At 61.3% G+C, this 11,402-nt stretch carries 11 protein-coding genes; 3 read left to right on the forward strand and 8 right to left on the reverse strand.

All coding sequences use genetic code 11. The annotated features are described in order from the left end of the window. Positions 1-85: 85 nt before the first annotated feature. The 8 genes from pdxJ to lptF form a co-directional block, all read right to left on the reverse strand. Positions 86-829: a pyridoxine 5'-phosphate synthase gene (pdxJ, locus tag MA884_RS11145; protein WP_256230568.1), complete on the reverse strand. Its 744-nt coding sequence runs from the start codon at positions 827-829 to the stop codon at positions 86-88. A 51-nt stretch (positions 830-880) separates the two neighbouring features. Next, complete coding sequence (gene recO, locus MA884_RS11150) at positions 881-1,570, reverse strand: DNA repair protein RecO (protein ID WP_256230569.1); 690 nt, start codon at positions 1,568-1,570, stop codon at positions 881-883. A 170-nt stretch (positions 1,571-1,740) separates the two neighbouring features. Then, on the reverse strand, positions 1,741-2,643 hold the full coding sequence (gene era, locus MA884_RS11155) for a GTPase Era (protein WP_256230571.1): 903 nt from the start codon (positions 2,641-2,643) through the stop codon (positions 1,741-1,743). Continuing rightward, complete coding sequence (gene rnc / locus MA884_RS11160; RefSeq protein WP_186610935.1) at positions 2,636-3,325, reverse strand: ribonuclease III; 690 nt, start codon at positions 3,323-3,325, stop codon at positions 2,636-2,638. Before rnc ends, era begins: the two co-directional genes overlap by 8 nt. A gap of 184 nt (positions 3,326-3,509) precedes the next feature. Next, positions 3,510-4,364 (reverse strand): signal peptidase I, encoded by an 855-nt coding sequence (gene lepB / locus MA884_RS11165; protein ID WP_256230572.1) that lies wholly within the window; start codon positions 4,362-4,364, stop codon positions 3,510-3,512. Positions 4,365-4,369: 5 nt separating this feature from the next. Next, positions 4,370-6,169: a translation elongation factor 4 gene (gene lepA / locus MA884_RS11170; RefSeq protein ID WP_256230573.1), complete on the reverse strand. Its 1,800-nt coding sequence runs from the start codon at positions 6,167-6,169 to the stop codon at positions 4,370-4,372. Positions 6,170-6,309: 140 nt separating this feature from the next. After that, positions 6,310-7,371, reverse strand: coding sequence for an LPS export ABC transporter permease LptG (gene lptG / locus MA884_RS11175; protein ID WP_256230574.1), 1,062 nt, complete (start codon positions 7,369-7,371; stop codon positions 6,310-6,312). Beyond that, positions 7,364-8,485, reverse strand: coding sequence for an LPS export ABC transporter permease LptF (gene lptF / locus MA884_RS11180; RefSeq protein WP_256230575.1), 1,122 nt, complete (start codon positions 8,483-8,485; stop codon positions 7,364-7,366). The genes lptG and lptF overlap by 8 nt, the downstream gene beginning before the upstream one ends. 459 nt (positions 8,486-8,944) lie before the next feature. Here lptF and MA884_RS11185 point away from each other — a divergent pair, with 459 nt between their 5' ends. Genes MA884_RS11185 through MA884_RS11195 form a run of 3 tightly spaced genes read left to right on the forward strand, consistent with a single transcriptional unit; the run spans position 8,945 to position 11,315 of the window. Continuing rightward, the gene (locus MA884_RS11185) at positions 8,945-10,435 is read left to right on the forward strand and encodes a leucyl aminopeptidase (RefSeq protein WP_256230576.1); all 1,491 of its coding nucleotides are present in this window, start codon (positions 8,945-8,947) and stop codon (positions 10,433-10,435) included. 60 nt (positions 10,436-10,495) lie between these two features. After that, positions 10,496-10,924: a DNA polymerase III subunit chi gene (locus tag MA884_RS11190; protein ID WP_256230577.1), complete on the forward strand. Its 429-nt coding sequence runs from the start codon at positions 10,496-10,498 to the stop codon at positions 10,922-10,924. Between the two features lie 7 nt (positions 10,925-10,931). Continuing rightward, complete coding sequence (locus MA884_RS11195; RefSeq protein WP_256230578.1) at positions 10,932-11,315, forward strand: DNA polymerase III subunit chi; 384 nt, start codon at positions 10,932-10,934, stop codon at positions 11,313-11,315. The last annotated feature ends 87 nt before the right edge of the window (positions 11,316-11,402 follow it).

Raw genomic sequence — 11,402 nt, forward strand, 5'->3', positions numbered from 1 at the left:
TCGCGATAACGGTTCGACTGACTGTCCGCCATCGCGAGCAAGCTTTGCTCCCACAGGCCAGCGCCTAAAGGTTTTTGTGGTGGGCTCAGGGCTTGGCGGCTGCCAGGATCAGCGCTTTCATTTCAGCCACAGCCGACTTGAACCCGACAAACAACGCATGGGCCACCAGCGCATGGCCGATGTTCAGTTCGTTGATGCCCTTGATGGCCGCGACAGCCTCAACGTTGTGGTAATGCAAGCCATGGCCGGCATTCACAATCAGACCCTGGGCCAGTCCAAAGGCGACGCCATCGGCTACCCGCTGCAGCTCATCAGCCACATCGGTTGGCGTTTGCGCATCGGCATAACGGCCGGTGTGCAGTTCGATGGCCGGGGCGCCGACGCGTCTGGAGGCTTCGATCTGCCGCTCGTCGGCGTCGATGAACAGCGACACTTCTGCGCCGATCTTCGACAAACGCTCCACCGCCGCCCTGATCCGTGCTTCCTGCCCCGCTACGTCCAGGCCGCCTTCGGTGGTCAGCTCCTGACGAGTCTCGGGCACCAGGCAAATGTGTGCGGGGCGGATGCGTTCGGCAAACACCATCATTTCTTCCGTCACGCCCATTTCAAAGTTCATGCGCGTTTGCAGCACGTCCTTGAGCAGCAGCACGTCGCGCTCCTGGATGTGACGGCGGTCTTCACGCAGGTGCACGGTGATGCCGTCGGCGCCTGCCTCTTCAGCGTCCAGCGCGGCCTTGACCGGGTCCGGGTAGCGGGTACCACGGGCTTGGCGCAGGGTGGCGACATGGTCGATGTTCACGCCGAGAAGAATGCGATTGCTGGTGCTCACGAAAAGCGCTCCTGAGATGGACAGAGATTCGGCCCACAGCATACGGGTTGATCAAGGCTTGCGAAACAGCTCGCGACTGACCAGCGGCCGACCGCCCAGATGAACCGCCAGGGCCTGGCGCATCAGACGCTTGGCGGCCGACAGCGCGCCCGGCGCGCTCCAGTCGGCCTCGGCCATGGCCAGAAGCTCGGTGCCGTTGAACAATCCGGGTTGCAGCAGGTAGACCCGCTCCAGACCTGCATCCACCTGCAAGCGGTACAGACCGTCCGCAGCGATGGGCTCGCCGTGCAGGTCGGCGTTCAGGGCGAAGCCGTAGCCAAGGTCGTCCAGCAGCCGCCACTCGAAAGAACGCAGCAGCGGTTCCAACGGGCGACCTTCGGCCAGGGCCAACAGCGTGGCGGCGTAGTGATCGAAAACCGCGGGATGGGGGTCTTCGGCGGGCAGCAGGCGAATCAGCAGTTCATTGAGGTACAAGCCGCTGAACAGCGCCTCGCCGTTGAGCCAGGCGGCGACGCCATTGCTTTCCATACGCCCGACATTCTTCAACTCACCCCGCCCCCGCAATTCCACTTCCAGCGGCACGAACGGCCGGGCCAGCGTCCCGGCCTTGCCCCGGGCCCCGCGCAACACCGCCCGCAACCGCCCTTGGGGCGTAAGAAAGTCCACCAGTGCGCTGCTTTCGCGGTAGGCGCGCGAGTGCAAGACGTAGGCGGGTTGGGCAGTGGGTTGGGTTGGGGGCATGGAAACGCAGCTCTCAATGAGTAAACGCAGTATTACTGACAACCACAAACCACTGTGGGAGCGAGCCTGCTCGCGATGGGGGACTGATATTCAACAGGGTTGTTGACTGACAGACCGCTATCGCGAGCAGGCTCGCTCCCACAATGGAATTCATGCACCCAGGAAAAGCTTTACAGGTCGCCGTAACCCAGCGACCGCAGCGCCCGTTCATCGTCGGACCAGCCGCCCTTCACCTTGACCCACAGGTTGAGCATGATCTTGGAGTCGAACAGCAGCTCCATGTCCTTGCGCGCTTCGGTGCCGATGCGCTTGATACGCTCGCCCTTGTCGCCAATGATGATTTTCTTCTGGCCGTCGCGTTCGACGAGGATCAGCGCATGGATGTGCAGGGTCTTGCCCTGCTGCTTGAACTCTTCGATTTCCACGGTGATCTGGTACGGCAGCTCAGCGCCCAGTTGGCGCATGATCTTCTCGCGCACCAGTTCAGCGGCCAGAAAGCGGCTGCTGCGGTCGGTGATCTGGTCTTCGGGGAAGAAGTGATCGTTTTCCGGCAGGTGCTCGGCGATCACCCGCTCCAGCGCATCGAGGTTGTGACCGTGCTGGGCGGAGATGGGCATGACCTGGGCGTTGGGCAGTTGCTCCTGCAACCAGCTCAGGTGCGGCATCAGCTCGGCCTTGTCTTCGATGCGGTCGGTCTTGTTCAGCGCCACGATCAAGGGACCTGTCACGTACTGGACGCGCTCGAGAACCATCTGGTCTTCTTCGGTCCACTTGGTGCGATCGACCACGAAGATCACCACGTCGACGTCTTTCAGCGCCGCCGAAGCCGTCTTGTTCATGTAGCGGTTCAGCGCTTTTTCGCCGCCCTTGTGCATGCCAGGGGTATCGACGTAGATCGCCTGCACGGCGCCTTCGGTCTTGATACCCAGCATGTTGTGGCGGGTGGTCTGGGGCTTGCGCGAGGTGATCGCCAGCTTCTGGCCCAGGATGTGATTGAGCAGCGTCGACTTGCCCACGTTCGGCCGACCGACAATGGCGACATAGCCGCAGCGGGTGACGGTTGTATCAGTCATTGCCATTCTCCACGCCCAGGGCAATCAGTGCTGCGGCCGCCGCTACCTGTTCGGCAATACGACGACTCACACCCTGCCCCCGGCTTTTTTCATTCAATAAGACCACTTCGCACTCGACGAAGAAGGTTCGGCAATGCGGCTCGCCCTGGATGTCCACTACTTCGTAGCGCGGCAGATCGCAACTGCGTGATTGCAGGAATTCCTGCAAACGGGTTTTCGGGTCTTTGTTGGTGTCCACCAGCGTCAGGCTGTCGATCTCGGAGGTCAGCCAGGCCAGCACGCGCTCGCGCGCCATCTCCATGCCGGCGTCCAGATAGATCGCGCCAATCAGCGCTTCCAGGGCATCGGCCAGAATCGACTCACGACGGAAACCGCCGCTTTTCAACTCACCGGAGCCCAGGCGCAGGTATTCGCCCAAGTCGAAACCTCGGGCCAGCACGGCTAGGGTCTCACCTTTTACCAATCGCGCGCGCAGACGCGACAACTGGCCTTCGCGGGCGAGCGGGAAACGCTCGAACAGCGCCTCGCCAGCCACGAAGTTGAGGATGGCATCACCGAGGAATTCCAGGCGTTCGTTGTTGCGCCCGGCAAAACTGCGGTGAGTGAGAGCCAGGAGCATCAGCTCCTGGTCCTTGAAGGTGTAGCCGAGCTGACGCTCGAGACGGCTTAGAGAAACGCTCACGGTTTACCCACGCTGAGTTCGTGGCTGGATTCCACCGCCACGGCGGCGAAGCGCCGTTGGCTTGGGACAATTAACGCTGTGTTCAAAAATGACGTCCTGACTATCGTTGGCTTCATGCCTTCGGGCAGCCTTGTGCAGGCTCCAGAAATGCATTCGGCGCTGTGTTCAACAGCGCCGTGTGGGATTACTTGATCAGGCCAACCCGCGAGAAATTCGGCAGGTGACTGAGTTTGGGTTCTGGCCAGCTCATCCAGACCGCAAAGGCCTTGCCGACGATATTACGGTCGGGGACCATGCCCAGCATGTCCTTGGGAATGTTCGGATCATCCCAGTACCGGCTGTCGTTGGAGTTGTCGCGGTTGTCGCCCATCATGAAGTAGTGCCCGGCCGGCACGGTCCACGAATGGTCTGGCGCGGCGCGGTAGCGGCTCATCTCCTTGCGGATCAGGTGTTCGGCCTCGCCGAGCTTTTCCTGGTAGAGCTCAGCACTGCCCAGCGTGCCCGGTTCAGAACCGATCAATTGCTCGGCCACCAGCTCGCCATTGACGAACAAACGCTTGTCGGCGCTGTAGCGAATCTTGTCTCCCGGCAAGCCCACCACACGCTTGATGTAGTTGACGCTCGGATCGCTCGGAAAGCGGAACACCATGACATCGCCGCGTTGCGGGTCACCGATTTCGATGACCTTCTTGTCGATCACCGGCAAGCGAATCCCGTAGGAGAACTTGTTCACCAGGATGAAATCGCCCACGTCCAGGGTTGGTTTCATCGAGCCGGACGGGATCTGGAACGGTTCCACCAGAAACGAGCGCAGCACCAGCACGATGAACAACACCGGAAAAAACGACTTGCCGTACTCGACCAGCAGCGGTTCCTTGTTGAGTTTTTCGACCACCACACCATCAGGCTGGCTGACGCTGCCCTGATAGGAGGCGATGGCAGCCCGGCGCCGAGGCGCCAGGAACAACAGATCAAGCAACGCCAACAGGCCGCAGACGAACACGGCGATAACCAGCAACAGCGGGAAATTTAGCGACATAGGACCTAACTATCCAACCTGAGCACCGCAAGGAAGGCTTCTTGTGGAATTTCCACGTTACCGACCTGCTTCATGCGTTTTTTACCGGCCTTCTGCTTTTCCAACAGCTTGCGCTTACGGCTGACGTCGCCGCCATAGCATTTGGCCAATACGTTCTTTCTGAGCGCCTTGACGGTTGTACGCGCCACAATCTGCCCGCCAATGGCGGCCTGGATTGCCACATCGAACATCTGCCGCGGAATCAGTTCTTTCATCTTCTCGGTCAATGCACGACCTTTGTAGTGCGCATTGTCACGGTGCACGATCAAAGCCAAGGCATCGACTTTCTCACCGTTGATCAGCACATCCAGCTTCACCAGATTAGCCGATTGGTAACGATCGAAATGATAGTCCAGCGAAGCATAGCCGCGACTGGTGGATTTCAAGCGATCGAAGAAGTCCAGCACCACTTCGTTCATCGGCAAGTCGTAGGTCACCTGGACCTGGGTACCGAGGAACAGCATGTCGTGCTGCACGCCACGCTTTTCAATGCACAGGGTAATGACGTTGCCCAGGTGTTCCTGAGGCACAAGGATATTGGCGCGCACGATTGGCTCGCGCATGTCCTCGATGGCCGACAGGTCCGGCAGCTTGGACGGGTTGTCGACGTAGAGGGTCTCGCCGTTCTTGAGCAGCAGCTCGAAGATCACCGTCGGCGCTGTGGTGATCAGGTCCAGGTCGTACTCGCGCTCCAGGCGCTCCTGGATGATTTCCATGTGCAGCATGCCCAGGAACCCGCAACGGAAGCCGAAGCCCAGGGCGTCGGAGCTTTCCGGGGTGTATTGCAGGGACGAGTCGTTCAGGGTCAGCTTTTGCAGGGCTTCGCGGAAATCCTCGAAGTCGTCGGAGCTGACCGGGAACAGGCCGGCGTAGACCTGCGGCTGGATACGTTTGAAGCCGGGCAGCACATCGACGTCGGGGGTGGAGCTCAAGGTCAGGGTGTCACCGACCGGCGCACCGTGAATGTCCTTGATGCCGGCGATGATGAAGCCCACTTCACCGGCCTTGAGGTCGACGGTAGCGGTGTGCTTCGGGTTGAAGACGCCGACGCTGTCCACCAGGTGGATCTTGCCGGTGGACTTGACCAGGATCTTGTCGCCCTTCTTCACGCGGCCGTGGCGCACGCGAACCAGGGAGACTACGCCCAGGTAGTTGTCGAACCAGGAATCGATGATCAACGCTTGCAGCGGATCTTCGATGTTGCCGGTCGGCGCAGGAATAGTGGTCACCAGGCGCTCGAGCACTTCGTCCACGCCCAGGCCGGTCTTGGCACTGCAAGCGACCGCGTCGGTGGCATCGATGCCGATGATTTTCTCGATTTCTTCCTTCACGCGGTCCGGATCGGCCTGGGGCAGGTCGATCTTGTTCAGCACCGGCATGACTTCCAGGCCCTGCTCGATGGCCGTGTAGCAGTTGGCAACCGATTGCGCCTCGACGCCCTGGCCGGCATCGACCACCAGCAACGCACCTTCACAGGCCGCCAGCGACCGGCTGACTTCATAGGTGAAGTCGACGTGGCCCGGGGTATCGATGAAGTTCAGCTGATAGGTGATGCCGTCGCGGGCCTTGTAGTAGAGCGTAACGCTGTGGGCCTTGATGGTGATCCCGCGTTCACGCTCCAGATCCATGGAATCCAGGACCTGGGCTTCCATTTCACGCTCGGCCAGGCCGCCGCACATCTGGATGAAGCGATCAGCCAGCGTCGACTTGCCATGGTCAATGTGGGCGATGATGGAGAAATTGCGGATATGACTCAAATCACTCACGGATCAACACTCAAAAAGGCTGCAGGCATGGCCCGCCGAAAAATAGCCGGGAATTGTACCTGATACACCGGGCAAGTGGGAGCAAGCTTTGCTCCCACACAGCCTTGCCCACCACCCCCCCCTCGCCACCGGTGCGCTGATCAACCGGCCCGGCGCAACAGCCAGAACCCGGCCAACGCACAGACACTGGCCGGTACCAGCACCGCAAACAGCGGCGAGAAACCGAACACCAGGCTCGACGGGCCCAGCAAATCCTGGGCGATACGGAAGGTGAAGCCCACCAGCACGCCGGTAAACACTCGCTGGCCGAGGGTCACCGAACGCAGCGGACCGAAGATGAAGGAAATGGCCATCAGCACCAGGGCCGCAGTGACCAGCGGCTGCAACACCTTGACCCAAAAAGCCAGCCAGTAGCGACCGTTGTTCAAGCCCTGATCTGCCAGATAGTGGATATACCCCCACAAACCGGTAATCGACAGGGAATCCGGCGCCATCACCACGGTGCTGAGTAACTGCGGGCTCAACGCCACGTCCCAACGCTCTTGCGGCGCGGCGACCACCTCGGTGCGCTTGTCATGGAACAACGTGGTGGTGACATCATTAAGCTGCCAGTGATCTTCAACAAACGTGGCGCGCTTGGCGAAGCTCGACGACAGCATGTGCCGCTGGTCGTCGAAGCGATAGCGGGTCACGCCATACAGGATGCCGTTGGGCTGGACCGAGTTGATATGGATGAACTCTTCACCCTGGCGGTGCCACAGGCCGTGCTTGGCGCTTTGCGCATCGCCACCACCCTGGGCCAGGGAACGGTTGGCCTGGGCGGTGTTCTCGGTGGCCGGGGCAACATATTCGCCAACCAGCAAGCCCACCAGCATCAGTACCAGCATCGGTTTCATCACTGCCCAGACGATCCGGCCGACGGAAACGCCGGCGGCACGCATGATGGTCAGCTCGCTGTTGCTGGCCAGGCTGCCCAGACCGATCAGGCAACCGATCAGTGCCGCCATCGGCAGCATGTCGTAGAGCCGCCGCGGGGCGGTCAGCAATACGTAGATCAACACGTCCATCAAGGTATAGGTGTCGCTGACGTCACCCATTTCATCGATGAAGGCGAACAGGGTTGCCAGGCCAAGAATGATCCCCAGCACCGCGAGAATCGCCATGAACACACTGCTGCCGATGTACCGATCGAGTTTAACCACGGGCCACCCCCAGCGCGCTGCGGCGACTGGCCAGTTTCAGGCGCAGCGGCTCCCAGTAGAGCAAGCCAAGGCCGATCGCCAGGAAAATCGAATGCACCCACCAAAGGCCCAGCGCGGGCGGGATCTTGCCTTTCTCCAGCGCACTGCGGGCGGAAATCAGGATGGTCAGGTAAGCCATATACAGAAGAATCGCCGGTAGCAGCTTGAGGAAACGGCCCTGACGCGGATTGACCCGCGCCAGCGGGACCGCCATGAGGGTTACGATGAACACCAGCAGCGGCAGCGACAGGCGCCATTGCAATTCAGTGCGCGCCCGGATGTCGTTGTTGCCCAGCAAACTGGAGGTGGGCATGGCATCGCGGTCGGTGACTTCGTCGCTGACCTCGGGTTTGGGCAACAGCACGCCATAGGTGTCGTACTTGATGGCCCGGTAATCAGCCTGTCCCGGCTTGCCGTCGTAGCGATAGCCGTTTTCCAGGATCAGGTAGCGGTTGCCGTCGGGGTTGATTTCCTGACGCCCCTTCTCGGCCACCAGCACCGAAATGCCGCGGTCCTTTTTAGTGTCGGAAGACACGTTCTTTTGCGTAATGAAGACACCACCCAGGTCGACCCGGTCTTCCGAGAGTTCCTCGGTATAAGTGACTCGAGTGCCGTCGCGCAGGGCCTGGAAACGTCCCGGCACCAGGGTGTCGAACTCGGTCAGGGCGTCCTGCTGGTTGATCAGCATCTGGAATTGATTGGCTCCCTGGGGTGCCAGGCTAAGGCTCAGCCAGGCCACAACCAGCGCCACCAGGGTGGCCGGGAAGAGGGTCATGCGAAACAGGCGCTGCTGACTCATACCGGTGGCCGACAGCACGGTCATTTCGCTGTCCAGGTACAAACGGCCGTAGGCCAGCAGAATGCCGAGGAACAGCCCCAGCGGCAGGATCAACTGCAAGAAGCCTGGCAGGCGGAAACCCATGATCAGGAACAGCGAGCCTGGATCCAGGGCGCCGGAGGCTGCCTGGGCAAGGTATTTGATGAAACGCCCGCTCATGATGATGACCAGCAGCACGGCGCTGACGGCGCTCAGGGTCAGCAGGACTTCGCGGGATAGATAACGGAAGACGATCAAACCAGACACTCCAGGGCTGTCAGGCTAGGCTTTGTACGAAAAGTGCCTGCGCGACGATCATGCTGCGTTGAAAACAGGCTCGGAATGCTCATTGACAACCAGTCAACTCCGCTCCCTCGCCTGTTTTCGCCTTGCCTGATCGCCGCTCGGCGACTTTTCATACAAACCCTAAGGCGGCCAAACAAGCAAACGTATCGAGCCGGCCCGCCACAGCGAGCCGCCGAAAAAAGAGCCGCATTATCCTGTGATTGGAGGCGCCTGTCACTTCGCACGCTTTAACCCGGTGCTTAAAGCCACAACTTAGCGCTGTCGGTGGGGTTGTCAGGCCCGGGCGCCGGGGTTCAAACTGCGGCCTTTGTCGCCGGCAAGCACCGGCGCTTCTCTTATATAGAAGAAGCTCGCTCAGCGCGCCATTGTGTCGGCGCCTGGCATCTTGACCATTCATTCAGGGATCCGGACATGGAACTGGTTGTAAAAAGCGTCAGCCCAGAAACGTTGAAAACCGCCACGCTGGTGGTTGCCGTCGGTGAAGACCGCAAGCTCGGCGTCGTCGCCACCCAACTCGACGCCCTGTGTGGCGGTGCCATCAGCGCCGTGCTCAAGCGCGGCGACCTGGCCGGCAAAGTCGGCCAGAGCCTGTTGCTGCACAACCTGCCCAACCTCAAGGCCGAACGCGTGCTGCTGGTCGGTGCGGGCAAGGACATCGAGCTGGGCGACCGTGCACTGCGCAAGATCATCGCCGGCGTCCTGGGCACCCTCAAAGGCCTGGGCGGCAGTGAGGCCGCGCTGGCGCTGGATGAACTGGTGGTCAAGGGCCGCGACAGCTATGGCAAGAACCGTTTGCTGGCCGAAACCCTGGTGGACGGCGAATACCAGTTCGACCGGTTCAAGAGCCAGAAAGCCGAACCCCGCGCCCTGAAAAAAATCACCCTGCTGACCATCAAGGCCGCACAGGCCGAAGTCCAGCGCGCCGTCACCCACGCCACCGCGATTGCCAATGGCATGGCCTTCACCCGCGACCTGGGCAACCTGCCGCCAAACATCTGCCATCCAACATTCATGGGCGAACAGGCCAAGGCCTTGGGCAAGGAATTCAAGGGCCTGAAAGTCGAAGTCTTCGACGAGAAGAAAATCAAAGACCTGGGCATGGGCTCGTTCTACTCCGTCGGCCAGGGCAGCGCCCAGCCGCCGCGCCTGATCGTCATGCAATACAACGGTGGCAAGAAGTCCGAGAAGCCGTACGCACTGGTGGGCAAGGGCATCACCTTCGACACCGGCGGCATCAGCCTCAAGCCCGGCGCCGGCATGGATGAGATGAAGTACGACATGGGCGGCGCCGCCAGCGTGTTCGGCACCCTGCGCGCCGTGCTTGAGCTGCAACTGCCGATCAACCTGGTCTGCATCCTGGCCTGCGCCGAGAACATGCCCAGCGGTAACGCCTCGCGGCCGGGTGACATCGTCACCACCATGAGCGGCCAAACCGTGGAAATCCTCAACACCGACGCCGAAGGCCGCCTGGTGCTGTGCGATGCCCTCACCTATTCCGAGCGCTTCAAGCCGCAAGCGGTGATCGACATCGCGACCCTGACCGGCGCCTGCGTCGTCGCCCTGGGCGCCCACACCTCGGGCCTGCTGGGCAACAATGACGAGCTGATCGGCCAACTGCTCAGCGCCGGCCAGCAAGCCGACGACCGCGCCTGGCAATTGCCGCTGTTCGACGAATACCAGGAGCAACTGGACAGCCCGTTCGCCGACATCGCCAACATCGGCGGCCCGAAAGCCGGGACTATCACCGCGGCGTGCTTCCTGTCGCGCTTCACCAAGAACCTGAACTGGGCGCACCTGGACATCGCCGGCACGGCCTGGACCAGCGGCGGCAAGGATAAGGGCGCCACTGGCCGGCCGGTCCCCCTGCTGACCCAGTACCTGCTGGACCGCGCCAAGGCCTGACACCGATGACCGGCATTGGCGTCGCCGTCGGGCGGCGCCAATGGCGGCTCAGGAACTGCAATGACCAAAGTCGATTTCTACATCCTGCCCAGCGCCGATCCGTCGGCGCGGCTGGATTTCGCCTGCAAGCTCACCGAGAAGGCCTGGCGCATGGGCCACCGCATCTACCTGCATTGCAGCGATGCCGCCCAGCGCGACGACCTCGATGCACGCCTGTGGGCCTTCAAGGGCGAAAGCTTCGTGCCCCATGGCCCGGCCGAAAACGAGCCCGAAGGATTGATCGTGCTCGGACTGGGGGATGACTGCGGTCAGCACCAGGACTTGCTGGTCAACCTTGACCTGAAAGTGCCGCCTTTTGCCCAGTGCTTCGCCCGCGTGGCGGAAGTGGTGGTGGAAGACCCGGGCATCCGGCAAGCCGCGCGGGAGAGTTTCCGTTTCTACCGCGAACAGGGCTATCCTCTGCAAGACCACCGTTTACAGCGACTCTGAGCCCACGATGGACACTCCAAAACCGCCCCAAAAGCCCACGCATCTGCTGGACGACCTCGAGTCGATCCGCCAACTGCTCGGCGACGACAACCTGCAACCGCCGCTGCTGACCGATACGGTGGAGCCCGAGCCCGAGCCCGAGCATGACGAGCAGATTCCACTGCTGTTCGAGCCGATCAACGGCCAACCCGAGCCCAAGCCGACGCCCAAGACCGAAGCCAAAGGCCCCGACGCCCTGCTGCACCTGGACAGCGAACTGCGCGCCGCCGCGCAGTTGATCATGCAAGACGTCATCGACGACTTCGCTCCACACATCGAGACCGAGATCAAACGCCGACTGGATGCAAGGATGGAGCGGCTAATCGCCGCAGCTGCGAGCGACAAGCTTTAAGCTGCAAGTAAAATCAACAGCAAAAGCCGGATCCCGCTTGCAGCTTGTGGCTTGTGGCTTGTAGCTGCCCCCCCCGCTATACTTCCC

This window comes from Pseudomonas sp. Q11, from assembly GCF_024494355.1.
Taxonomy (GTDB): Bacteria; Pseudomonadota; Gammaproteobacteria; order Pseudomonadales; family Pseudomonadaceae; genus Aquipseudomonas; species Aquipseudomonas hefeiensis.

Bases quoted from the DNA above. Each gene is read 5' to 3' on its own strand.
- MA884_RS11195 (WP_256230578.1), top strand. From the start codon at position 10,932: ATGGACACTCCAAAACCGCCCCAAAAGCCCACGCATCTGCTGGACGAC.
- era (WP_256230571.1), bottom strand. From the start codon at position 2,643: ATGACTGATACAACCGTCACCCGCTGCGGCTATGTCGCCATTGTCGGT.
- recO (WP_256230569.1), bottom strand. From the start codon at position 1,570: ATGCCCCCAACCCAACCCACTGCCCAACCCGCCTACGTCTTGCACTCG.
- MA884_RS11190 (WP_256230577.1), top strand. From the start codon at position 10,496: ATGACCAAAGTCGATTTCTACATCCTGCCCAGCGCCGATCCGTCGGCG.
- lepB (WP_256230572.1), bottom strand. From the start codon at position 4,364: ATGTCGCTAAATTTCCCGCTGTTGCTGGTTATCGCCGTGTTCGTCTGC.
- MA884_RS11185 (WP_256230576.1), top strand. From the start codon at position 8,945: ATGGAACTGGTTGTAAAAAGCGTCAGCCCAGAAACGTTGAAAACCGCC.